Annotated in this window: 19 protein-coding genes; 6 read left to right on the forward strand and 13 right to left on the reverse strand. The window is 72.3% G+C overall.

The window, feature by feature from the left end:
* Nucleotide 1: 1 nt before the first annotated feature.
* Nucleotides 2-259: a WhiB family transcriptional regulator gene (locus GA707_RS17015; RefSeq protein WP_152179648.1), complete on the reverse strand. Its 258-nt coding sequence runs from the start codon at nucleotides 257-259 to the stop codon at nucleotides 2-4.
* 433 nt (nucleotides 260-692) lie between these two features.
* On the opposite strand from GA707_RS17015, the gene cofD reads away from it, so the two are divergent.
* On the forward strand, nucleotides 693-1,667 hold the full coding sequence (gene cofD / locus GA707_RS17020) for a 2-phospho-L-lactate transferase (protein WP_152179649.1): 975 nt from the start codon (nucleotides 693-695) through the stop codon (nucleotides 1,665-1,667).
* Nucleotides 1,664-2,737, forward strand: coding sequence for a coenzyme F420-0:L-glutamate ligase (locus GA707_RS17025; protein ID WP_226963897.1), 1,074 nt, complete (start codon nucleotides 1,664-1,666; stop codon nucleotides 2,735-2,737). Before cofD ends, GA707_RS17025 begins: the two co-directional genes overlap by 4 nt.
* Nucleotides 2,738-2,771: 34 nt before the next feature.
* Here the strand turns inward: GA707_RS17025 and GA707_RS17030 are convergent, their stop codons facing one another.
* The 8 genes from GA707_RS17030 to GA707_RS17075 form a co-directional block, all read right to left on the reverse strand.
* Entirely contained in the window at nucleotides 2,772-3,695 is a 924-nt protein-coding gene (locus tag GA707_RS17030; protein WP_152179650.1) for a DNA-3-methyladenine glycosylase, read from the reverse strand.
* Nucleotides 3,692-4,510: a class I SAM-dependent methyltransferase gene (locus GA707_RS17035; protein ID WP_226963898.1), complete on the reverse strand. Its 819-nt coding sequence runs from the start codon at nucleotides 4,508-4,510 to the stop codon at nucleotides 3,692-3,694. The genes GA707_RS17030 and GA707_RS17035 overlap by 4 nt, the downstream gene beginning before the upstream one ends.
* Entirely contained in the window at nucleotides 4,507-5,505 is a 999-nt protein-coding gene (locus GA707_RS17040; protein WP_226963899.1) for a lysylphosphatidylglycerol synthase domain-containing protein, read from the reverse strand. Before GA707_RS17040 ends, GA707_RS17035 begins: the two co-directional genes overlap by 4 nt.
* 1 nt (nucleotide 5,506) lies before the next feature.
* Nucleotides 5,507-7,486, reverse strand: coding sequence for a glycosyltransferase family 4 protein (locus GA707_RS17045; RefSeq protein ID WP_226963900.1), 1,980 nt, complete (start codon nucleotides 7,484-7,486; stop codon nucleotides 5,507-5,509).
* On the reverse strand, nucleotides 7,479-8,603 hold the full coding sequence (locus GA707_RS17050; protein ID WP_152179651.1) for a glycosyltransferase family 2 protein: 1,125 nt from the start codon (nucleotides 8,601-8,603) through the stop codon (nucleotides 7,479-7,481). Before GA707_RS17050 ends, GA707_RS17045 begins: the two co-directional genes overlap by 8 nt.
* A gap of 49 nt (nucleotides 8,604-8,652) precedes the next feature.
* Nucleotides 8,653-10,482: a cell wall-binding repeat-containing protein gene (locus GA707_RS20940; RefSeq protein ID WP_193315391.1), complete on the reverse strand. Its 1,830-nt coding sequence runs from the start codon at nucleotides 10,480-10,482 to the stop codon at nucleotides 8,653-8,655.
* Nucleotides 10,483-10,577: 95 nt separating this feature from the next.
* Entirely contained in the window at nucleotides 10,578-12,590 is a 2,013-nt protein-coding gene (locus GA707_RS17070; protein WP_152179652.1) for a hypothetical protein, read from the reverse strand.
* A 30-nt stretch (nucleotides 12,591-12,620) separates the two neighbouring features.
* Complete coding sequence (locus GA707_RS17075; protein ID WP_193315392.1) at nucleotides 12,621-14,480, reverse strand: peptidoglycan-binding protein; 1,860 nt, start codon at nucleotides 14,478-14,480, stop codon at nucleotides 12,621-12,623.
* A gap of 385 nt (nucleotides 14,481-14,865) precedes the next feature.
* On the opposite strand from GA707_RS17075, the gene GA707_RS17080 reads away from it, so the two are divergent.
* On the forward strand, nucleotides 14,866-15,684 hold the full coding sequence (locus tag GA707_RS17080) for a CoA transferase subunit A (RefSeq protein WP_152179654.1): 819 nt from the start codon (nucleotides 14,866-14,868) through the stop codon (nucleotides 15,682-15,684).
* A gap of 18 nt (nucleotides 15,685-15,702) precedes the next feature.
* On the forward strand, nucleotides 15,703-16,365 hold the full coding sequence (locus GA707_RS17085; RefSeq protein WP_152179655.1) for a 3-oxoacid CoA-transferase subunit B: 663 nt from the start codon (nucleotides 15,703-15,705) through the stop codon (nucleotides 16,363-16,365).
* Nucleotides 16,366-16,389: 24 nt separating this feature from the next.
* Here the strand turns inward: GA707_RS17085 and GA707_RS17090 are convergent, their stop codons facing one another.
* The gene (locus GA707_RS17090) at nucleotides 16,390-17,478 is read right to left on the reverse strand and encodes a glycosyltransferase family 2 protein (protein WP_370460056.1); all 1,089 of its coding nucleotides are present in this window, start codon (nucleotides 17,476-17,478) and stop codon (nucleotides 16,390-16,392) included.
* 175 nt (nucleotides 17,479-17,653) lie between these two features.
* Between GA707_RS17090 and GA707_RS17095 the strand changes: the two genes are divergently transcribed.
* Complete coding sequence (locus tag GA707_RS17095; RefSeq protein ID WP_152179656.1) at nucleotides 17,654-18,544, forward strand: ABC transporter permease; 891 nt, start codon at nucleotides 17,654-17,656, stop codon at nucleotides 18,542-18,544.
* Nucleotides 18,531-20,258, forward strand: coding sequence for a cell wall-binding repeat-containing protein (locus GA707_RS21860; RefSeq protein WP_193315393.1), 1,728 nt, complete (start codon nucleotides 18,531-18,533; stop codon nucleotides 20,256-20,258). Before GA707_RS17095 ends, GA707_RS21860 begins: the two co-directional genes overlap by 14 nt.
* A 35-nt stretch (nucleotides 20,259-20,293) precedes the next feature.
* Here GA707_RS21860 and GA707_RS17105 read toward each other — a convergent pair whose 3' ends face one another.
* Genes GA707_RS17105 through GA707_RS17115 form a run of 3 tightly spaced genes read right to left on the reverse strand, consistent with a single transcriptional unit; the run spans nucleotide 20,294 to nucleotide 24,254 of the window.
* On the reverse strand, nucleotides 20,294-21,907 hold the full coding sequence (locus GA707_RS17105; RefSeq protein WP_152179657.1) for a hypothetical protein: 1,614 nt from the start codon (nucleotides 21,905-21,907) through the stop codon (nucleotides 20,294-20,296).
* A 17-nt stretch (nucleotides 21,908-21,924) separates the two neighbouring features.
* On the reverse strand, nucleotides 21,925-23,307 hold the full coding sequence (locus GA707_RS17110; RefSeq protein WP_152179658.1) for a hypothetical protein: 1,383 nt from the start codon (nucleotides 23,305-23,307) through the stop codon (nucleotides 21,925-21,927).
* Entirely contained in the window at nucleotides 23,304-24,254 is a 951-nt protein-coding gene (locus GA707_RS17115) for a glycosyltransferase family 2 protein (RefSeq protein WP_152179659.1), read from the reverse strand. Before GA707_RS17115 ends, GA707_RS17110 begins: the two co-directional genes overlap by 4 nt.
* Nucleotides 24,255-24,268: the final 14 nt, after the last annotated feature.

A 24,268-nucleotide genomic window follows, 5' to 3' on the forward strand; every position in this document is an offset into this window, starting at 1 on the left:
CTCAGACCGCGCGCTTCTTCAGCTTGCGGCGCTCGCGCTCCGACAGACCGCCCCAGATGCCGAAGCGCTCGTCGTTCTGCAGGGCGTACTCGAGGCACTCGGCACGGACCTCGCACCCCGTGCACACCTTCTTCGCCTCGCGGGTCGAGCCGCCCTTCTCGGGGAAGAACGCCTCCGGATCGGTCTGGGCACAGAGCGAGCGCTCCTGCCATGACAGTTCTGCCTCCTCTGCACCCCCCAACACGTGCAGCTCGAACATGTCTCCTCCTCGACCCTCGATCTCGACCCGTGTGAGACCCCGATCACCTGTGTCTGGTGTCTCACATGCTTGAAATTACATGCGTGTCATGCACCGGAAGTCAAGCAGAAATCTGCTAACGGTCCGAAAGTTTGACCGATGGATACCGCGTGCTGGGCCCGCACATACCTCCACGCCGTTCGACCTACCCCCCGGCACGGCGCCTCGTCGCGGCCGCTGGTCGAGCATACGGGGTCGGTGAGGGGGGCTCGTGACCAGCTGCGGCCGCGGTTACGCGCCGATGGCGCGGTACCGGGCGGCTGCCGCAGAAATTTCCGCGGCAACCGCCGCTTTCCGCGGCACGTGGGCAGACATGCGGCACGTGGGCTCAGGTGCGGCGGGTCGGCGGAACGGGGGTTGGTTGTGGGCCGCGTGCACGTGGTTGGGTTGGGCCATGCGCATCACTGCCCTGGCCGGCGGCGTCGGCGGGGCGCGGTTCCTGCGCGGACTGCGCCACCACCTCGACCGCCGCGACGACGGACCGCACGACGTGACCGTCATCGGCAACACCGGCGACGACATCACGCTGTTCGGGCTGCGGGTCTGCCCCGACCTCGACACGATCCTCTACACCCTCGGCGGAGGCGTCCACGACGGACAGGGCTGGGGGCGGGCCGACGAGAGCCACCGAGTGCAGGAGGAGCTGCTCGCCTACGGCGCGACACCGGACTGGTTCGCCCTCGGCGACCTCGACCTCGCGACCCACATCGTGCGCTCGCAGTGGCTCGGCCAGGGGATGTCGCTGAGCGAGGTGACAGCACTGCTCGCCCAGCGCTGGGGGTTGCCGGAGCAGCGGGTGCGGCTGCTGCCGATGACGGACACGCCGGTCGAGACCCACGTCGTGCTCGCCGAGGAGGAGCCACGGGCGGTCCACTTCCAGGAGTGGTGGGTGCGGATGCAGGCCGCGGCGCCGGTGGAGCGGTTCGTCGTCGCCGGGATGGACCGGGCGGTGGCCGCCCCCGGGGTGCTCGACGCGCTGCGCGAGGCCGACGTCGTGCTGCTGCCGCCGAGCAACCCGGTCGTCTCGATCGGGATCATCCTCGGCGTTCCCGGAGTGCGGGACGCCCTGCGTGGCACGGCCGCACCCGTCGTCGGGGTGAGTCCACTCATCGGCGGCCGGCCGGTGCGCGGGCACGCCGACGCCTGCCTGACCGCCATCGGCGTCGAGCCGACGAGCGCCGCGGTGGCGGGGCTGTACGCCGACTTCCTCGACGCCTGGCTCGTCGACCCCACCGACGCCGACGTGGCCGTCCAGCGGGTGCGGGTCGAGGCGCACTCCGAGCCGCTGCTGATGTCGTCGGTCGAGGCGGCCGGCGCGATCGCCGGTGCCGCGCTGGGGTTGGCGGAGTCGATCCGGACCTCCCGGTGAGCCTCGAGATCTTCGCCGTCCCCGGCATCCCGGAGGTCCGGGAGGGAGACGATCTCGGAGCGGTCGTCGCCACGGCGGTGCGGGCGGCCGGGCTGGAGCTGCACTCCGGCGACATCCTCGTCATCGCGTCCAAGGTCGTCTCGAAGTCCCTCGGGCTGCGCCGGTATGCGTCGCGCGACTCGGTCATCGCCGACGAGACGGTGCGGGTCGTGGCCGAGCGACGGGCCGGTGACCGCGTGACGCGGGTCGTCGAGTCCGTCGCCGGACCGGTCATGGCCGCCGCCGGAGTGGACGAGTCCAACGTCGGCGAGGCTGGCGGGGTGCTCGTGCTCCCGCGCGACGCCGACGCCGCGGCGGCCGAGGTCCTGGCGTCGGTGCGGGCCGCGTGGGAGTCCGAGACGGGCGGTGGAGACGTGGGGCCGCTCGGAGTCGTCGTGTCCGACACCGCAGGTCGTCCGTGGCGGGCCGGCGTCGTGGACTTCGCGCTGGGGAGCGCCGGCGTGCGAGTGCTCGAGGACCATCGAGGAGGTGTCGACGCCGACGGCCGGGAGCTGTCGGTGACCGTCATCGCGGTGGCCGACGAGATCGCCGCTGCCGCAGACCTCGTGAAGTCGAAGTCGGGCGCGCTGCCCGTCGCCGTCGTCCGCGGGCTGCCGTGGGCGAGCGACGACGTGGACGAGCCGGGAGCCGGTGGGCTGGTGCGCATCGGGCCCGGCGACTGGTTCCGCACCGGCCCCGTCGAGGCGCTGCGCGCGGCACTCGGCGTCGAGCCCGGGTCGGCCGAGTCCGAGTCGATCGGGATCCGGGCCGTCGGCGCGCTCGAGGACGTCGAGGTGCGGGCCGGACGGGTGGTGGCACTGGCCGGGCACGGGTCGGGCGCCGGCGTCACCGGTCGCATGACCGGTTCCGACGCCGAGGTGAGGATCGAGGTGGAGGCGAGCAGCGCATACGGGCTCGGGCGGGTCGTCGAGCGGGTGAGCGTCGCTGCGGCGAGCGAGGACCTCGAGGTCGTCGGGTGCGAGGTCGCGGGGTTGCGGGCCGTCGTGACGGTCCGGTCGATCTGGCGGTAGCCCGCGCGGGTCTGTCGGATCGGCGAGATGCCGCTCAGCGCGGCAGGTGGGTGCGCGGCGCCATCCGGGCGCCCCGTCGCGGTCGACGCGCTCCCACGAGCTCGAGGAGACGCTGGACGCGGTAGCGGTGGCCCGCATACGGCTCGAGCAGCTCGGCGAGGGCGTCGTCGTCGATCTCCTCGCCGACGAGCGCCCAGCCGATGTTCTTCGCGACGTGGTAGTCGCCGAAGCTCACCGCATCGGCATCCCCGAGAGCGCGCTGGGCGGTCTCGGCCGAGGTCCACACCCCGATCCCCCGGATCGAGCGCAGCCGTCGGTGGGCGTCCGGCAGCGGAAGCCGGACGCACTCCTCGAGCCGGCCCGGACTCACCAGCGCGCGCATGATCGTGTCGGCGCGGGCACTGTCGACGCTCGACCTCAGCCACTCCCACGACGGGATCGCCGCCCAGCCCGCCGCGTCCGGGGCGACGACGAGCCCGAGCTCCTCCCCCGGCCCGGGCGCCGGCGTGCCGTACGTGTACACGAGCCGCCGCTGCCCGCCGAACGCCTCCTGCCCGGTCACCTTCTGCTCGATCACCGCCGGCACGAGCGAGTGCACGACGAGCCCGGACCGCGGGACCCGCCACCCGGGCAGCCGCCGCCACGCCTCGGCGACCTGCGGGTGGTGCGCGACGAAGCCGGTGACGTCGTCGTGGCCGCCGAGCAGCGCATACGACTGTTCGAGCAGCCACGCGGCCCCCGCACCCCAGGCGCTGACCTCGACCCGCGACTCGCTCGCCTGCGTGAACCTGCCCGTGACCGGCCCGTCCGGCGTCGGCCAGGCGACCCACCACGTGCCGGACCATCGGCCCTCGGTGCGGGTGGTCGGATCCCCGCCCCCGCGCCGGAAGACCGCGAGGACGGCCCCGACCGTGCGCTCCTCGCCGAACTCGAGGACGCGGGTGCGCTCGGGGGTCATCGGCGCACGCGGCGCGGCGGCACCCGCAGTCGCGGCCCGCACGGCGCGCCGCCGTCCTTGAAGGCAACCCAAAGATAGGTCGGGACGACGGGCAGGGCGGCACGCATGAGCACAGGAGGTATGCGCGTCGACCACTGCGGGATCACGTCGCCTCCGGCGAAACGCGCCGGGTCGGCGAGCACCGGGAGCGTGTAGTCCCACGTGTCGAACCCGGCGACCATGCGGCGCAGGCCCGCCGGCGTCCGGTAGCGCTCGTAGTAGTGCTCGCCGCGGCCCGTGAGCCGCAGATAGCGGTCGGCGGCGCCCCGCGGCAGCCAGGACAGCAGCGGCAGGCGGTGGTGCGGCTCGACGATCTGCCAGCGGTGGCCGAGGCCGAGGTAGAGGACGCCGCCCGGCCGCAGCACGCGGTGGATGTCGGCGATGACCGCGTCGGGATCGACGACGTGCTCGTAGATGTGGTTGAGCACGACGAGGTCGATGCTCGCGTCGGGTAGAGGCAGGTCCTCGCCGCGGGCCAGCCGGAAGTCGACCCGGTCGCCGAAGCGCTCGCGCGCTCGGTCCAGTCCGGGCTCGTCGATGTCCACGCCGGTCGTGCGGGCGCCGGCGCTCGCGAGCTCGTCGGCGATGAAGCCCGCCGAGCAGCCGACGTCGAGAGCGTCCAGGCCGCCCAGGTCGTCGCGGCCGAGAGCATGCTCGACGATCGCGATGATCTTGCGGGCCTTGGTGCGGCGGGCCTGCTCGTCGAGCATCTTGTCCATGAGCTCGCTGTAGGCCAGCTGCTCGCCGCGCTGCGTCGGGTCGTCGGAGGCGCTCATCTCGGACCCGCACCACCGTCGTCGGGCGGGTCGACGTCCGGGACCGGGACGGCGAGCGCCTCGAGGTCGTCGTCGAGCAGGTCGTGGCCGCGGCCCCACATCCACCCCGCACCCGCGACGAAGACGTCGACGAAGATCGTGAGGAAGCGCGAGACGACGGCGACGGCCACGGCCGCCGCGAAGGGCATGCTCGTGGAGAGGATGAACGCCAGGACTCCGTCGCGAATACCGAAGCCGGCGGGGAAGAAGACGCTCACCATGCCGAACGCCGAGGCCAGCGCGAAACCGCTCAGACACGTCAGGAGGAGCGCCCCGTCGAAGGGCGCGTCGCTGATGTCGAGGGCCAGCACGAGGATCATCAGGCCGCTGACCGACCACGCGAAGGTGAACCACACCAGCGACGTCACGAGCGCCCGCCCGGCGAGGTCGTGCTCGAGGGGCTGTCGCCGCAGCAGCCGCAGACCGCGGGCGATGCCCCAGTTGAGCAGCGGCGGATAGCAGGCGACGGCGAGGATGACGACGACGGCGACGACCGCATACCCACCGATCTCGCTGCGGCCGAGCAGGACCGGGAGGGCCGGCAGGCCGATCGCCCCGCCGGTGAGCAGGGCGAAGGCGATCGCCAGCAGCCCGGCGACACCGACCCGTCGTCGTGGGACGCCGAGGCGCGAGCCCATCTCGGCCTGGGCGAGCACGGCCCAGATCGAGCCGGGGACGTACTTGCCGAGCTGGCCGACGAAGAACACGCTCGCCGCGGGGGCCAGCGGGAGCGGGCTGCCCAGGTCGGCGAGCAGGGTGCGCCACCCGAGCATCGTGAAGTACGGCGCGAGTAGGGCCAGCACGAGCGCTGCGACGACACCCTGGGCGCTGAGCTCGGAGAGGTAGGGAGCGACGTCGTCCCAGGACCGCACGAGCGCGACGACGACGGCCACGACGACGAACAGGCCGAGGAACAGCCGGAAGATCGCCAGCATCGAGCGACGGCTGCGCGTCACGTCAACGCCTCCGGTAGGTCAGCCGGGCCAGGGCGTCCGCCCCAGGCTCGAGATCGCCGAGGAGGGGTGCGATGTCGCGGTCGAGGTCGCCGACGAGCGCCAGCCCCATCGCGTCCGCCCGGGCGGCCACCGCGCGCAGGTCCGCCGGGCTGACCGCGGCGCCGGCGCCGGCGCCGGCTCCGCCGGGCGGCGCTGTCGCGCCCGCCGGCTTGTGCACCGGGAGGGTGAGGCTGACCAGTCCGCCGCGGCGGAGCAGGCGGGCTGCCTGGGCCAGCGCGCGGTCGACGTCGTCGGCCGTGCAGCCGTTCGGGTGCAGCCGCACCACGACGTCGAGCGATCCGGGGTCGATGGCGGGGTCGGACAGGCGCAGGGCGACCGGCGCATACCCGATCGCACGGGCCCAGCGCGCGAAGACGGTCGAGGTTCCGGCCGCGTCGACCACGAGGCTGGAGCGGCGTTCGCCGTCGCGCACGCGCAACACCGCCGACAGCGCCCCGAGGGCCGCCCAGGCGGCCGCGCGGCGGTCCGTCCCGGCGCTGCCCGGGAGAGCGGGCAGCCAGGGAAGGCCGAGCGAACGGGCCAGGACGACGACGTCCTCGGCCTCGTCGTCGGTGAGCAGGACGTCGGTCGGCCGGACCCAGTCCGGCAGGTCCCGCGGCCCGAGGTCCGTCTCGCGCCGGGCCAGCGCGCGGACGGTGCGCGCCGCCGACAGCGCCCCTGCCGCCAGGGCGGTGGTCGCCTCCGCCGCTCGCTCGGACAGACCCGGGCGGGGGACGGCCCCCTCCCCCGGGGCCGGGTCGAGCAGGCGCACGGCCTCGACCGTCCGCCCCGCCGCGATGGTCTCGATCGCCGCGACGTAGCGCGCCCAGGGCCCGGACAGGTCGGGGGCCGTGATGCCGTCGCGCAGCCGCTCGACCGTCCCGCGGTCGGCCAGGCTCCGCAGCGCGGCAACGAGGGCCGCTCGGTCGATCGCCGGCACGACGAGACCGTCGACGCCGTCGCGGACCTGCGCGCCGAGCGTCCCCACGTCCGTGGCGAGCACGGGCAGACCGTGGTGGTGGGCGAGCAGGACGTTCTGCGACCCCGTGGCGGACCGGTAGGCGAGCACCAGGGCGTCGTGCTCCGCGAGCAGACCTGCGACCTCGTCCGCCGGGACGTAGCCGGGACGCAGACGCACCCGGTCCGCCAGCACGGGGTCGGAGGCCAGCTCGCGCACCCGCTCCCCGGCCGCGCCCCACAGCTCGCCGGCGACCGTCAGCGTGAGGTCGGGAACCTCGCGCAAGGCCTCCAGGACGAGGTCGAGACCCTTGTAGTGCCGGACGATGCCGAGCGCGAGCAGGGCAACCCGCCCGGTCCGGCGCGGGCGGGGAGCCGGGTCGCCACCGGGGAGGTGGGGCGGGAGTGCGGCGACGGTGACGTCGGGGGCGCCGAGGTCGTGGGCGGCCCTCGCCTCCTCGGCGCTGTGCACGAGCACCGCGTCGACCGCGCCGAAGAAGCGGCGCATCAGCGCCTGGTCCCCCGGCCGCGGCTCGTGCGGCAGGACGTTGTGGACCAGGGCGACGATGGTGGGGCGGGCGGCGCCGCCGCGGGCGGCCCGGATGAGCGCCAGGTGGGCCGGGACCACCGCGGGCAGGACGTGTACGAGGATGACCACGTCCGCCTCCTGGAGGCGCCGCCCGGTCCGCCACCAGGAGTCCGGCCGCGCCCAGCTCAATGGGTGGCTGGTTCGCGGGTAGGGGGCGACGTCGGGCGCACCCGCCGGGACGACCTGCTCGCCCGGGTAGAGCCGGCTCGGGTAGAGATGACGCCACGACACGAGCGCCACCTCGTGACCGGTCTCCTCGAGCTCGTGCGCCAGCGCGGTCGTGTGGGCGGCCACGCCGCCCTTGAACGGGTACGTCGGCCCGACCACCGCGATCCGCAGGTGGGCCGAGGCGGCGGGTGCGCCGTCGGTGGCGCCCGGTCCGGTGCGCTCAGACACCGTCACGGGAGCGCACGACCAGATCGGCGAGCAGGGCGAGCGAGGCGATGGTCAGGCCGGTGACGACGAGCAGCACGGTGTTGTTCGCGAGATACGGCGTCTGGTAGCGCACCAGGTCGACGACGGCCTTGACGGCGCCGATGCCCAGCAGCCACAGCGCGACGGGCATGAGCACCCGCAGCGGGTCGAAGTACATGACCATCCGCAGCACCTGGAGGATGTAGCGGTAGGCGTCGTGCACGAAGTGGAACTTGCTCTGCCCGGCGCGCTTCGCATACCGCGTCTCGACATAGCGGATGTCGTGCTGGTTGGACAGGAACGCGATCGTCAGTGTCGTCACGCACGAGAAGCCCGCCGGCAGCAGACGCAGGTAGGGCAGCGAGACCTCGCGCCGGAACGCGCGCAGGCCGGAGTTCAGGTCGGGGATGCGGGTCTTGGTCAGCCGTTCGGCGACCTTGCGGATGAACCACTTCGCGGGCACCCGCGCCCACTTGTGCGTCCCCTCCTCGGTCGTGCGCGCCGCGACGACCTGGTCGTAGCTCGGGTCCTCGACGAGCATCCGCACGAGCTCGGGGATCCGGTCGTTCTCGTAGGTCATGTCGGCGTCGGTCCACACGACGATGTCGCCGCGGGCGAGCTGGGTGCCGATGCGGCGGGCGGTGCCGGAGCCGCCGTTGCGCCGGAACGGCAGGACGCGCAGGTGCCGGTGGTGCGGCAGGGCGGAGCGCAGGACGGCGAGGGTGTCGTCGGTGCTCGCGTCGTCGATGGCGAGGATCTCGTAGTCGAACTCGCTCGCGTCGAGCGCCGCGCCGATCCGCTCGACCTCGGCGAGCACGTGCTCGGCCTCGTTGAAGCACGGCAGCACGACGGTCACGAGCGGCACCGGCGCCTTCGGGTCGCCGCCCTCGATCCGGTATGCGGCGCTCGCCCCCTCGCTGCGCTCACCGGGCAGGTCGGTGCGGGGCGCGGCGGCCGGGTGGCGGGGCTGCCGGGAGGTCCGCCGCGGGTCGATGGCACGACCGGCCGTCTCGCCGACGTGGATGCGTTCGGTGACCGGGGCGGGGATCCGCTCGGTCACGTCGGCGGGGGCGCGCCTCGGGTCCGAAGGTGTACTCATCTCGAGGGCGAGCCTACGCGTTCGCGGGCGCGGACCAGAGCGCGATGCGTTACGGCGCCCCCGGCAGGCTCTCGCAGGCGATGCCGTCGTTGTCGCCGTCCAGGCGGGCGACGTCGCCGTAGTAGGGGTAGTACTTGAGGAACCATGCCTGCGCCTGGGACCAGGTCGAGAAGTCGCTGCAGTTGACCGAGTCCCCCGGGTTCGGCGGGATGCTCGGCGGTGGTGGCGGCGGGGGCGGTGGTGGCGGGGGTGGAGCGACGCACTCGGTGTTGGCCGCCGCCGCACTGCTGACGATGCCGGTTCCGCCCATGACGACCCGGGCCGGTGCGCCGAGGGCGGCGATGGAGTCATGTATTGCGGACGGGGTGCAGTCCGGCAGGGTCACGTAGAGCGGTGCCGCGAGTCGTCCGGCGATCGCGGCCGCCGCGAGGGCGTCGGGGAAGTTGAGCCCCGTCGCGAGGAAGCTCGTCGTCGAGGAGCCGGACGGGAAGTAGGCGTTGTTGAGCAGAGCGGTGGTCTCGTAGCGAGTTGCTCCGCCGTACCGGGTCACCGCATACCCCCTCGCCCTCAGCTGCGACTCGATACCCGCGCTGACCGCCCCGGTTGCACCGGCGATGGCGACGGACGAGACGCCGAGTCCGCTGAGCGCAGTGAGAGTCGACGCCGGCAGCGCCGAGAGGGTGCCGTCGACCAGGACGACCGGCGCCTGACGGGCACCGGCGACGCCGGTCGCGGCGAGGGCGTCGGGGAAGGCCCGCCCGGTCGCGAGCACCGCATGCGTCGAGGACGTGAAGGACTCGGCGATCACGCTCAGCCCGGTGGCGTAGCGGGTCGGCCCGGCGAGCCGCTCGGTCGGCGCGATCGACGAGAGGGAGGTCTGCACGGCGTCGCCCAGCACGGACGAACCGCCGACGACGTAGATCCGCTCGGGCGCGAGCCGCCGGATCTCGGCAGCCACGTCCGGCCGCAGCGACGTCGCCGGCGTGAGGAGGAGCGGCCCGCCGAGCTGAGCGGCCGCCGCCGCTGCCGAGAGCGCGTCAGGGAAGTTCGCACCGGTGGCGACGAAGACCACGGGGACGTTGGGAGCGAACCGCTGGGATGCGGCGATGGCCGTGGCATACCGGTCCGGGCCCGACAGCCGGGTGACTCCGGCCGGGAAGGGCGTGATGACCGTCTGCCCCGGATCGACCGGCTCGCCCGTGGGCGGCGGGACCATGACCGTCGGCAGGGTGACCGTCGTCGCCCCGCAGGCACCGCTGAGCGTGGTGGAGATCGCCGCGTGCTCCGCATCGTCGACCGCGAGGCTCCATCGGTACTTGCCGAGCGTCCAGCCGATGACGTACTCGCACGTGTACTCCGACAGGCCGGGGAGCCACTCGGCGGGATCCTTGTCGGCCTTCGCCTGGTTGGCGGCGCTCGAGGAGGCACTCAGCGCATACGGCACGTCGAGGTCGTTGGCGAAGGCCAGCCGCTGTGCGTTCGACCAGGCCGAAGCCCCCGATCGCCAGGCCTCCGCCAGGGCCACGACATGGTCGATCTCGATCTGGGCCGGACTCGTGGCGAGGAACCCGTCGTACGGCGAGACCCACGTGCCCCCGGTGAGTGAGCATCCCGAGCCGACGGTCACCGGGGTGGTCGACTCCTCGATGAGCACCTCGTAGCGCGTGTTGCACCCGTCGCCGTCCGCATCGACCCAGTGCTCGAAGAGATCCCGGTCGTAGGCCGGCGTCGTCGTCTCGGGGGCGACCCGCAGGAGCGCCGGGAGGCTGGACGCGGCGACCGGGTCTCCGGGGGCGGCGGCGTTCGCGGCCGGTGCCAGGAAGGGTGAGAGGGCGAGGATGGCGGCGGCCAAGGCCGCCGAGCGCGCACGCAGACGCATGTGGTGAGTACTCCTGACAGATGTCCCCCGTGGTCATCTGAACGGTATGGCCCGAGCGGCGACGCTCTGGACCAGGCGCGGATACGGGTGCGGACTTACGGCTGAACGGACGATGTCCACAGCGCGATGCGCAACGGGACGAGGGAGTCAGGGCGTCGCTCGAGCAGACGGTCGTCCTCGAGAACGGTCCGGTCCACCGCGACCGTGGGCTCGGCTCCGGTCAGCTCGACGATCGTCTCCGGGGACTCAGCCGCGACGAGGACGAGCCGGTGTCCCTGTGCCTCCACCGCCGTCCGGACCTGCTCGACCGCGCCCGCCAGGGCCGTGGCGTCGGCCCGCAGCCCGGCCGTCGTCGACAGGGCGGGCACCCCGCACCGGCCGCGGAGCACCTGGGGCCACTCGTTCGCGGCGCGGGCGTCGACCATGAGCGCCACGTCACCCTCCGCGAAAGCGGTGCAGGCCTCGTCCACCGCAGCCGGGGAGCCCTGCTCGACCCGGTCACCCAGGTGCGGCCAGGACGCCGCGACGGTGGGAGCGAACAGCGCCACGATCACGGCCGCCGCCGCCGTGAGACGCAGCGGCGACGGCCACGGACGATCCACCAGCCATGCGGCCGCGGCGACGACGAGGACGGCCACGAGAGCGACGGCGATGACGAGCCGCCGCTCGGCCCACGGGTGGTCCGGGGTGATCGCGGGCCGCCACAGCGTCAGCGCCGTCGAGGCCGCGGCGACGAGCAGCGGGCCGGCCCAGGGCGGCGGGTCCCCGCGCTGCCACCGTCGCGTCGCCGTCGACACGGCCGCTGCGAGGACGACCAGCGCGATGCCGAGCGCGATCGGCCCCACCCACCACGACAGCCACTCGACCGTCCGCTCGGCATAGGTCCGTCCCCCGTCGACAGGCAGACCCTGGCGCAGCTGCAGGCCCGCAACGACGCGGGAGCCCGGGTCGTCCGGGGACTGACGGACGACCTGCCACAACGGACGCGTGGCCAGCCCGAGCCCGACGAGCACGACCGCCGCGCCCGTCGCGTGCGGCAGCCAGGACGGCCCCACCGGACTGCGACCCCGGGCGCCGAGGACGAACAGCCCGGCGGTGGCCCCGCACGCGAGCAGTCCCCCGGCGACGAGCGGGACGAACGAGCCGGAGATGTCGGCGAGGTAGCGCGGTGAGAGCACGGCCGCCGCCAGGAGGCCGAGTCCCGTCGACCCGGCCAGCCCGACGAGAAGGTGCCGGGTCCAGGGAGCGGTGCGCAGCGCATACAGACCGGCGACGAGGGCCACGAGAAAGACCTCGCGCAGCGCGTCGATCCGGATCAGCGTCGTGCCGCCGACGAGGACGCCGGCGAGCAGCGCCGCGCGTGGTGAGCGGTCGCGGGCCGCGAGCGCCAGGCAGAGCAGGCCCGCCGCGAGGGTCAGCGCGGCGAAGGGCTCGGAGTACGTCGAGCGCCCGGTGTGCAGGACGGGGAACGTCAGGGCCACCGCGGCGGCGACGACCGGGCCGGCCCGCCCCCCGAGCGCGGTCGCGGCGAGCAGGCCGATCGCCAGCACCGCGAACGCCATCGCCAGCGGCGCCGGCAGGAACGCCGGGGTCAGCCCTCCGGCGACCTCACCCGCCCAGACCCCCAGGGAGAGGACCGCCGCCGGTCCGACCGGGAACTGCGGCTGGATGGCCGGGTCCTCCACCGGCCCCACGGCATAGAAGGCCGGGCTCGCGAGGGTCACACCGGGCACCTCCACCGACGCCGGGGCGCCGATGGCGGCGGGGTCGACCGCGACGACCCTGCTCCCGGTCAACGCCAGCGAGACCGCGGCCTGCAGGTTGCTGCCGGCGTCGCGGCGCGGCAGCACCTGCTCGGCATGCGTCGCTCCGTAGCCGAGCGCGGTCAGAGCGGTGACCATCACCAGGGACACGATCGAGACCCGGTCGAGCGGTATGCGCGGGAGACCCCGCGTCAGGCGCACCGCACCCAGGGCAACGGCCACGATGAGCGGCAGGACGAGCCACGGCCGCCACAGACCCAGCCCGCCCAGGAGTGCGCCGAGCCCCGCGACGGCGAGGACGACGAGGGCGGCGACCACCGCATACCGCTCGGGTCGCGCGCTCACGCGCGCCACTCTATGCGGCGCTCTGGGTGATCAGGATCCGATCAGTGCGGCCCAGGTCTGCCGCCCCACCACGCCGTCGACGGTCAGCTCCTCGGACCGCTGGAAGTCGCGGACCCGCTTGTCGGTGGCCGGACCGAAGACACCGTCCGCGGTCAGTCCGCCCAGGGCCTTCTGGAGAGCCACGACGGCGTCGCCGCGCGACCCCAGGCGAAGGACGACCGAGCTGTACTGGCTCAGCGAGCTGCTCGGTGCGGGAGCCGGTGCCGCCACCGCTGTCTTGGTGTAGGTCTTGCCCATGAGGGCGTTCCACACGTTGGCGTTGACGACCCCGTTGACCGTCAGCTGCTTGGACTGCTGGTAGGACCTGACCTTGGCCTCGGTGAGGGCGCCGAACACGCCGTCCGCCGTGAGTCCGCCCAGGGCCTTCTGCAGCGCGGCGACCGCAGCGCCGCGGGAGCCGCGCTGGACCGTCACCGTGGCGTGCTGCTCGAGCGGGTGGGTGGCTGCGGGGGGTGGAGGCGGGGCGGGCGAGGGCGCTGTGCTCGGCGCCGTCTTCGTGTAGCTCTTGCCCATCAGCGCGTTCCACACGTTGGCGTTGACGATCCCGTCGGCCTTGAGCTCCTTGGACCGCTGGTAGCTCTTGACCTTGCTCTCCGTCATCGGCCCGAACACACCGTCCGCGGTCAGCCCACCCAGAGCCTTCTGCAGCGCGGTCACGGCAGCACCGCGCGAGCCGACCCGCAGCGTCGTGCTCGCGTACTGCTGCAACGGGTGTGCCGCCGCGACGGGCGCCGTCTTCGTGTACGGCTCCCCCATCAGCGCGTTCCACACGTTGGGTGTGACGACGCCGTCGGCGGTGAGCTCCTTGGTCTGCTGGAACGCCTTGACGCGGGCCTCGGTCACGGCCCCGAAGACGCCGTCCGCCTCGACGCCGCCGATGGCGCGCTGCAGCGCGGCAACGCCCTCTCCCCGTGACCCGAGCCGCAGGGTGGACCGGGCGTACTGCTCGAGCGGGTGCGCCGCGGCCGTCTTCGCCGGCACCAGTCCGTCGGCGATGAGTCGGTTCCAGGTCTCGTTGCCGACGATGCCGTCGGCGGTGAGGCCCTTGCGGCTCTGGTAGGCACGCACGGCCTCGAAGGTCACCGGACCGAAGGCTCCGTCGTCCGGGATCTGCAGGGCTCGCTGGACGAGCTTGACCTCGTCGCCGAACGATCCGACGCGCAGCACGTAGTACCCGGTGGAGGTCAGGACCGGGACGCTGCCGGGGGGCGGGGCCCCGGGGACTCCCGAACCGGCTCCGATCGTCACCGTCTTCAGCGCGACTCCGGTCCACCACGAGGTGCGCATGTAGGCGCCGTCCCACGTGAAGCTGAAGTGGATGTGGTCGGTGTGCGGGGAGGATCCCGTGTAGGCCGCCCACCCGCGCTCCGGCGCGTAGGCGCGCCAGACCTTGCGGTCCCAGATGATGTACATGATGCCGAGCCGTCGGGCCATGACGCCGGCGTTGCCCTTGTCATCACCGGCCGAGAGCCACTGGACGACGGCATCGGCGATCGCCTTCTGCTCGGGGACGTTCGCGTTGATCATCCAGTCGAGCGCCCGGCCCTCGCTGTGCTCCGTGACGCCGTTCCCGCAGGACCGGCTGATGCCGTAGCTGCGGGACCCGTAGTGCGAGTTGAGCAGCTGGGCCAGCGCGATGGGTCCCGGCTTCGCGGTCGGGTCACACGTGTTCTGGCCCTGGTAGCTCGGCGCGATATCCACCTCCGCAGGCAACGTCACCTTCGGCGTCGGCGGCGCCGGGACGGTGAACGCGGCCAGGCTGGGGACTGCCTGGGCGGTGCCGGTCGCGAGCAGCGGAGCGGCGACGAGCGGCGCTGACAACGCGCTCACCGTTCGCCAGCTGGGCGCGCGGAACTGCGGGCGGGTGTTCGGACGAGGCATGGACGGACCGACCAATCACGTCAGGCTGCCGCTCCGAGGAGCGAGCGCGGTGCGGAGGGACTGAGGGTTCCGGTCGGCACCCCTGGGTGACCCGGTGGGAGCGGCTCATCGCCCCCTCCGAGGTCGCCCAGAACACCGACCACACGCCGGTCACACCCGTCACACTGGTGTCGGGAGTGGCAAACGCTTTCCCTTTGTCCCACTAGTCACTTACGTCCCGCAACCTCATCGTCGGAATTACATCGTTGTAATTGCCTTTGACGCAAGGATTTTCGGCCTGCTTGGGCATTTCGCCGGAGAAATTGCGGCACCGCCGCCCGCTAAGGTGTCCCCCATGGACAAAGTGGTCTCCTCTCCCTCGGCCGCAATCGAGGGTCTCCGCAGCGGCATGTCGGTCGCGGTCGGCGGCTTCGGCCTCTGCGGCATCCCCAGCGTTCTCATCGCCGCCGTGCACGACGCCGGCCTGACCGACCTCGAGGCGGTCTCGAACAACTGCGGCGTCGACGACTGGGGTCTCGGCATCCTCCTCCGGGACCACCGGATCCGCCGGATGGTGTCCTCCTATGTCGGGGAGAACAAGGAGTTCGAGCGTCAGTTCCTCTCGGGTGAGCTCGAGGTCGAGCTCACCCCGCAGGGCACCCTCGCCGAGCGGCTGCGCGCAGGTGGGGCGGGCATACCGGCGTTCTTCACCATCACCGGGTCGGGCACCCAGGTGGCCGAGGGCGGCCTGCCCTGGCGGTATGCGGCGGACGGGTCGGTCGAGATCGCCTCACCTGCCAAGGAGGTCAAGACCTTCGCCATGGGCGGCTCGCGCGCCGCCGCGTTCGCCGAGGATGAGCCCCTGGAGCGGGAGTACGTCCTCGAGGAGGCCATCGTCACCGACTTCGCGCTGGTCCGGGCCTGGAAGGGCGACCGACACGGCAACCTGGTGTTCCGGAAGAGCTCGCGCAACTTCAACCCGTTGTGCGCCATGGCGGGCAAGGTGACCGTCGCAGAAGTCGAGGAGCTCGTCGAACCCGGTGACCTGGACCCGGACTCGGTGCACCTCCCGGGGATCTATGTCCACCGGGTGCTGCCGCTCACCCCCGAGCAGGCGGCCGAGAAGCGGATCGAGAAGCGGACCGTGCGCGTGTTCGACACGAACGAGATCTGAGATGACAGGAGAAGTCCAGTGCCACTGACCCGTGAGCAGATGGCGGCCCGCGCCGCGCAGGAGCTGTCCGACGGCTCGTACGTCAACCTCGGGATCGGCCTGCCGACCCTCGTGCCGAACTATGTCCCCGACGACGTCGAGATCGTGCTGCAGTCCGAGAACGGCATCCTCGGCGTCGGCGCATACCCGATCGAGGACGACGTCGACCCCGACCTGATCAACGCCGGCAAGGAGACCGTCACGGTGCGACGCGGGGCGTCGTACTTCGACTCCGCACTGTCGTTCGGGATGATCCGCGGCGGCAAGGTCGACGCGGCCATCCTCGGGGCCATGCAGGTCTCCGCGGCCGGTGACATCGCCAACTGGATGATCCCCGGCAAGATGGTCAAGGGCATGGGCGGCGCGATGGACCTCGTGCACGGCGCGAAGAAGGTCATCGTCCTCATGGAGCATGTCGCCAAGGACGGGTCCTACAAGATCGTCGACGAGTGCTCACTGCCCCTGACCGGACAACGCGTCGTCCAGCGGATCATCACCGACCTCGCCGTCATCGACGTCGACACCCACAAGCACGGCACTCCGGAGGAGCCGCGGCTGGTCCTCATCGGGCTGGCGCCCGGTGTCACCGCGGACGAGGTCCGCGACAAGACCGAGCCGGAGCTCTTCGACGCGCTGTCCTGACGACGGCGTGTCGCCGCCCGCCGATCAGGCTCGGCGGTCGACCTCTCCGACGACCCCGCCATCGGCCGCCGCAACATCGTCGGTCGCGCCGGAGAGATCCCGAGTCGAGAGCAGGAAGCCCAGCCCCCATGACCAGTGCATGGTCATCAGGACCAGGGGGGTGAGGGCACGAACCTGTGGCGGCTCAGCACGACTGATGTGAAGGCCGGCCAGGACCGTGCCCGCGAGATAGGCGCAGGGGACGGCGAGCGCCTCCGGTCGCCAGGCACCGAGAAGCGCGGCGCCGGCGACGCCGAGCACCATCGACGGGGCCGCGAGGTAGCGCGCGTTGATCGTCCCACGATGACGGCGGGCCACGACCCGCCGCCACCGACCGTAGTCGTAGTACTGCCGCGCGAGTGAACTCACGGTGGAGCGCGGGCGATAGACCACCCGGAGCGCGGGCGTGAAGTAGACCAGACCGCCCGCCTGCCGAATGCGATGGTTCATCTCCCAGTCCTGCGCCCTGGTGTACCGGGTGTCGTATCCCCCGATCCTGCGGATGGTCTCGGTCCGGAACACACCGAGATAGACGGTCTCGGTCGGCCCCGACTCTCCGCCCACGTGGAACCGCGAGTTCCCGACCCCGACTGGGCTCTTCATCGCGACGGCGACGGCGCGTTCGAAGATGGTGACGCCCCGGGCGTCCATCATGCCGCCCACGTTGTCGGCACCCGTCTCGAGCAGCGTGGCGACCGCGGTCGCGATGTAGTCGTCGGCGATCTCGGCATGGCCGTCGACCCTGACGATCACCTCACCCGTGGCCGCGGCCACCGCGCGGTTCAGGGCGTCCGGGGTGCGGCCGCTGGGGTTGGCGACGACGATCACGCGCGGATCCTCTTCGGCGAGAGCCGACGCGATCTCGCTCGTGTCGTCACGAGACGGACCGACGGAGAGGATCACCTCGAGCCGCCCGGGCCACTGCTGTCCGAGCACCCGTCGCACCGCAGCGCGCAGGTGACGACCCTCGTTGAGGACGGGCATGATCACCGAGACGGCGATGTCCGTGGCGTCAGAGCCCACGGTCATCGAATCGGCCGGGCCGTCCTGGGGCGCCTCGCGTTCGGAGTCCACCCCGCCAGTATCTCCCACTCCGCCCCGCTCCACGGGCACGCCCGGTAGCCTCCGACCGCCTGGGGTAGACTCCGCGAGGCGTTGGGCGGGCCGGCCGCAGCGACAAGCCAAGGAGCGATCCGATGTCTGAAGACGTCACTCTCACCGATCTCACGAACGTCTGCCTCTGCTGCCGATGAACCCACCGGACCCGGCAGCGTCCGCGCTCTCCGCCGAGGACGCCCGTGCGCTCGCACGACAGCACGGGCTGACCTCGCTCGCCCAGAGGCCCACGCTGCGGGCCTATCTCGGCCAGCTGTGGTCACGCCGCCAGTTCATCATGACGCTGTCGGCCGCACAGAGCGCCGCGAAGTACGAGGGCAACCGGCTCGGTCAGCTGTGGGCGCTGTTCAACCCGGCGCTGCTCATCGTCAGCTACTTCCTCGTCTTCGGGGTGCTGCTGCGCACGAGCCGAGGTATCGACAACTTCGTCCTGTTCCTCTCCATCGGTGTCGTCCTGTTCGGGGTCGCCGCCACCGTGATCACGAGCGGCGCCAGGGCCATCTCGAGCAACCTCGGGCTCGTCCGAGCCCTGCGCTTCCCCCGGGCGGCACTCCCGATCTCCGCCACCCTCACCGAGCTGATCACCTCGTGGCCGGCCTTCGCGCTCCTGCTGCTCCTCGTCCCGATCACCGGCGAGCCGATCACCTGGCACGCCGCGCTGTTCCCGGCTGCCATCGGGTTGCAGATGCTCCAGCTCACCGGGATGGCACTCATCGCCGCACGCCTCGTCGACGTCTCGCGCGACCTGGCCAATCTCATCCCGACGGTGCTCCGGCTGCTTCGCTACACCTCCGGCGTCTTCTTCAGCATCGCCGTGTTCGCGGCAGCCTTTCCCCCCGTCGTCGAGGCGCTCCTCGCCTACCAGCCGTTCGCCCTGCAGCTCACGCTCGGCCGCCAGGCTCTGATGCAGGAGGTCCCCCTCGACGGGGGGCCGTGGCTGGCATCGGTCGTGTGGACGGTCGTCCTGCTCGTCGGCGGCATGATCGTGTTCTGGCGCGGAGAGGGCTCGTATGGACGCGGCTGAGCCGAAGCCCTCGGTCATCGCCTCGCACGTCGACATCGTGTACCGGGTCTTCGCGGGGCGGCGTCCGGGCGGCGGGTGGAGGGGCCGGTCGACGCGTGGTGTCCGGCAGGTCCATGCCGTCAAGGACGTCTCGTTCGTCGCCAACCACGGGGAGTCGATCGGCGTCGTGGGGCGCAACGGGTCCGGCAAGTCCACGCTGCTGCGTGCGGTCGCCGGGCTCGTGCCACCGACCAAGGGGGATGTCTGGGCCGATGGGACCCCGTCGCTGCTTGGTGTCAACGCGGTGCTCGTCAAGCAGGTCTCCGGAGCGCGCAACATCTACATCGGCGCCCAGGCGCTAGGCCTGAGCAAGGCGGAGGTCGACGCGGTCTTCGACGAGATCGTCGACTTCTCCGGCATCGGCGACGCGATCCACCTGCCCATGTCCACCTACTCCTCGGGCATGGCGGCCCGCCTCCGGTTCGCGATCTCGACGGCCGTCGTTCCGCCCGTCCTCGTCATCGACGAGGCACTCGCGACCGGCGATGCGCACTTCCGGGCCCGCAGTGAGCAGCGGATCAAGAAGCTCCGCGAGCAGGCCGGCACAGTCTTCCTCGTCTCGCACTCCGCCGACACCATCCGCTCGATGTGCGACCGGGCCCTGTGGCTCGACCAGGGCGAGCTCGTCATGGACGGCCCGGTGGACGCCGTCGTCGACGCCTACTCCGCGGTGACGAAGAAGTCGCTGGGAACGACGAAGCGCCCGGAGGAGCCCGACGTGCCGGGTGTGCAGCGCTGGTACGGCTCCAACAGGTACGAGACGTCGGCGCTGGCATCCCGCAGCGGGACCCCCGGACCGCACGACACCGTCGTCCTGGCATCGGGTCTCGATCCGACCCTCGCCATGTCGGCCGTGCCTGCCGCGGCGACGGTCGACGCTCCGGTGCTGCTCACCGCCCCCGACCGCCTGCTGTCGGTCACCAGGGCGGAGCTGGCCCGCCTCGAGGTCGACCGGGTCATCCTGCTCGGTGGGGCCGAGATCCTCGGAGATGAGGTCGCGGCCGAACTCTCGGGAGCGGGCCTGACGGTCGACCGGGTGACCGGGACGACCGCCGTGGAGACCAGCCTCGCGCTGCTCTCGGAGGTGACCGCCGAGGATGCCGTCGACACGGTCTTCCTCGTCGCGCACGGCGAGACCGAGAACGTCCTCGCCGCGAGCATCACCGCCCTCGCAGGGCTCGGGAGGGTCCTGCTCGTCGACTCCGACGGGCTCACGCCCACACATCTCGAGACGCTCGCGCGCCTGCGCCCGCGGAAGATCGTCGTCGTGGCCGAGGAGGGCGTGGTCGGTGACCACGACATCGCGGAGCTGAGGCGGCATGCCGAGGAGGGCGCCGAGCGGCATCTGTCTCCGACTCCGGTGCTCGCGGCGAACGAGGCCTCCCTCGGATACCGGCCCGAGGATGTCGAGGTGGCCTATCTGGCCTCTGCCTCTCCCTCGTCCGTGTGCGATGTGGTGACGGGCGCGGCTGTCGCCGGTCTCGTCGACGCTCCGATGCTGCTCGTCGAGCGCGACTCGGTGCCGGCCGCGACGCAGCAGGAGCTCGAGCGCCTGGCGCCGAGCCGCCTCGTGGTCATCGGAGGACCGCTGTCGGTCTCGTCCGCCGTGCGCCAAGCGCTCGGCGACCACCGTCGGTCCGAGACACCCGATTCCGAGCTGGACGTCGACCTCTGAGGATCACTCGTCGAGGCGGGACGCGTCGACCTGGGTCACACGTGCACCAGCGCTGCCCGCAGGCGCGCGGCGAGGACGGCGGTGGGGCCGGAGCCCGCCAACAGGCCGGCCCGCGCGTGGGTGGCCTTGCTCCACGCTTCCCAGGTGGAGGGCTCACGGAGCACTGGGCGCAGCACGGCGGGCAGAGCCAGGTCGTCCTCGAGGCCCACCGCGAGATCCCCGAGGAGCGACCGGACGGCGAGCGAGCCCCCGTGGTCGACGACCGGGACTCCCGCGCGCAGTGCGGACTCGACGACGATACGCGCGCGGGGGTCGTCACCGACGACCACCGCCTGACGCCGGCGCACCTCCGCGTCCACGGTCTCGAGACCCGGGTCATCGCCGAGCGTCTCGTCAGCCGACGTCACCGCGACGTCCGATGCGCCGTGCAGGGCGACCTCTGATCGCCGTCCGACCGTGAGGACCCCCGTGAGCCCATCGCGGAGCACGCGTGGGCCCGGAGGCCGGCCGAGGGTGGCCGGCTCGGTCACGATCCGCGCGACCGGGGCGTCGACCGTGACGTTCTCCGGCACCAGCACGGTGGTTCGCTGCAGCAGGTCGCGCCACGTCGTGCGGTCGGCGAGCGCCGCGACACCGGCGGCGTCCACTCTGAGCAGGAGCCGGGACCCACGCTCGACGCCCGCGACGAGTTCTCCCGCCACCGGCCACTCCGAGGGCGGAACGCCGACGAGGTCGACGATAGCGGGACCTCCGGGAGCGTCGACGAGCGCGGGGACGGCGAACACCCGCCACCCGACGGCCCGCAGCCGGTCGGCCAGCGCGGAGTCGGTGGCGACGACGGTGATCTCCGGGGGGGCGTTCGTGGTGACGGGCTCGGCGGGGAAGGTCTGCCACCTCGGCCACGCCCCGACCAGTGTCGTCACGGTCCTCCCGACGTCCAGCCCGGAGCCGGCCCGCTGCGTCGACTCCCGTGAGATCGACCGCGCCCCCCGCACCATGGGCGAGGCCCAGCCACGCTCGTGGCTGAGGACCACCATCGGCACCCGTTGGCGCTGCGCCGCGAAGGCCAGCCACACGTCTCCCATGTTGGGCAGGAGGAAATCCTCCAGCGCGATGTCGATCGTGCTCGTGTGGAAGCCGGCTATTCCGGTGCCGAGCATGTGCACCGGCACGTCCGTGCGCACCTCCCGGTTGAAGGCGACGACCTCACGCGACCCCTTGACGTCGTAGAAGTCGGTGTAGGCCTCGGTGATCAGCGACCCGTGCCACCCGACGACGGCTCGCCGGCCATACCGCTCGATCCCGTCGACGATCGCCCGGACATAGAAGGGCGGATACGTGATGTCGTCGTCGCAGAGGAGGTAGTAGCCCTCGAATCCGTCCATGAAGACGAACTTGGCCCGGTCCCCCAGGTCCGGTCCCGTGACGAAGCGCACCCGATCCTCGCCCCGCAGGCCGGGTGGGACCTCACTCATGCCGTTGAGGTAGACGAAGACCTCGTCCGCCTGCGGCACCAGACGGGTCAGGACCTCGGCGAGCCCGTCCTCGCGGCCGACCATCGACGCGATGCCGATCCGCACGCGGTCGTCGCGCGCTCGAGAGGCCACCAAGGGGCGGACCGCGCCGGAGGGGAGGTCGGGGACCCTCACCTCTGCCGGAAAGTCTCTCATCGGTCGCCCGGGCGGTCGGTGCCGATCTCCGCGTCCACGGCGAGGAGTGCGGCGACCCGCGCGATGTCCTCGGTGGCCACGACGTTGCGCTCCTGCATGGCGGCGATGACGATTCCCCTCTGCTCGATCGCGGCCAGCTGCGCGCGATGCTCGTCGTGCTGCTCGCGCAGCTCACGCAGGCTCGTGCCCAGGTCGCCCATACCCTTCTGGAGCTCGCCCACACCGACCTGCAGGTCACGAAGCGTGGCCTCGAGCCTGCGACGGCCGGCTCGCACCTCATGACGATGGGCGCGGATCTCCCACACCACGGCCGCGGCAAGGGCGATGCCGAGACCTCCGAGCAGGAGCGCGGTGGTCGCCACAGCGGCCGCGCCACCGAGGAGAGAGTCGACGAGAACCACCGCGACGGCACCCACCGCGAGCGCCCCGAGAGCGAAGAGGACGCCCACCGTGGACAATCGGAACTGGCGGGTCGCCGGTCCCGCTGGGACCCTGTCGCGTGGCTGGTCGTCCTTCACCGCATCCTGTCCTTCACTCGTGCGACCGGGCCTCCCGGTCGGGGGCACCATCATGGCGTATCCGCTGTCCTGCCCAGCGCCGTCGACGAGGCGCACATGTGGAACCCCGAGCAACCCGGCCCGGGCGGCAAGCACAGGGTCGCGCGTCACGAGGGTCTCGACCGGGTGCCGCAGGAGTGCGACCTCGGGCGCCACGTCAGCGGTGATGAGCGTGACCTCGCGGAGCAGCTCCCCTGCCGGGACCTCGTCGAACCACCCGTGCGGCAAGGACGGGAGATCTCTGACGAGCACCTGGACCGGGTGCCCGTCCCGGGCCGCGACCGTCAGCAACGCCTCCAGCTCCGCGACGTCGCGGTCGACGAGCGTCGAGCCGTTCGGCACCCAGACCGCAGCCCCCGACGAAACCTGGCGTGATCGCAGTGGGGCGAGGAGAGCCGCGACATCGGCGTCGGAGGCCGGCGCAGCAGCGCCGGGGCCGACGGCGAGCCGGGTCACTCGAACGCCCCTGGATGCTCGCGCCAGGATCTTCCACGCCGGGTGGTCATCGGCGACGATCAGCTCCTCGAGGGTGTCCTCGAGCTCGACGAGCAGCCGGCCCACACCGTCGACGAGCAGGTCCGACGCGCGCCAGCCCTGCGGCACCTGCGGCCAGATCAGGGTGTTCAGCGACTCGACGCGACGTACGCCGGCCAGGAGCGCGGCCATCTCGGGCACGGTGCGCGGGTCGGGTCTGACCTCCGAGCCGTGATCCATGTCCCCGACGAGCACCACGATGTCGGCGGCGGAGACACCTCGCTCACGGAGCGCGGCGAGTGCGGTCGCCGCGGACACCACGTCCCCGACGCCCACGAGGACGGTCATCGCAGCTCCCCGTAGTCGGGCAGTTCCACGCCCAGAGCCCGAAGAGCCGCGGTCCGCACGGTCGCCATCCGGGCGAGCACCCACCGAACCTCGCTGTCGGGGAGCTCCTCCAGCAGGGTCTCCAGGTCACCGGCGAGCGTCCGACGCGCGTCCTCGTCATCCGGAGCCGCTGCGAGAGCGTCACGCGCCACCCGATGGCAGATCGCGTGGACCGCGTGACGCAGAGCAGGACCGCTGGCGCGCTCTCGAACCAGCTCGACGATCGCCCGTGATGCCGGGAGCAGCGACTGCGCCGCGGAGGCCTCCGAGCCCGTGGTTCTCGGCGAGCGGTAGTAGGCGGGAGCGCTGACGACGCCGTACCTCGTATCCGTGAGGTGCAGGGCCCACACCCATGGCCAGGCCGCTTCCGATCCGACGGCCTCGTCGAAGGTCGATGCGCCTCCAAGGCGGTGCAGGTCGTACGCGCCGGCCCACACCGCGACGTAGTCCACCATCGCCTCGCGGGTCCCGTCGCCCACGCCGGACCTCGACGCAAACGGCACGCCGTGTCGACGCTCCGGGGTCCGGACCACCTGCCGCCGGCTCCCGCGCACCTGGACGTGGTCGGTGCGCACGAATGCGACGTCGAGCTCCTCGAGAGCGCCCAGAAGCGCGATCATCCGGCCGGGCGCACAGTAGTCCGGGGCGTCGAGAAACGTGACGAACCGGGTATGCACCCCATCGAGGCCGACGTTGCGCGCGGCGATGGGACCACAGCGCCGGTCCAGGTGGAGGACGGCAGCGCCGTCGGTCGTCTCCGCCCACGCCTCGGCGAGGTCGCCGGTCCGGTCGGCCGAACCGTCGTCGACGATGAGCCACCCGATGCGTTCGTCGCGATTGTGGTCCAGGCTCGCAGCGACGGATGCCCAGTGCGGCTCGACGTCGCAGGCCCATAGGACCACCGTCATGGCACGCTGCAAGG

This window comes from Nostocoides sp. F2B08 (assembly GCF_009184895.1).
Classification (GTDB): Bacteria; Actinomycetota; Actinomycetes; order Actinomycetales; family Dermatophilaceae; genus F2B08.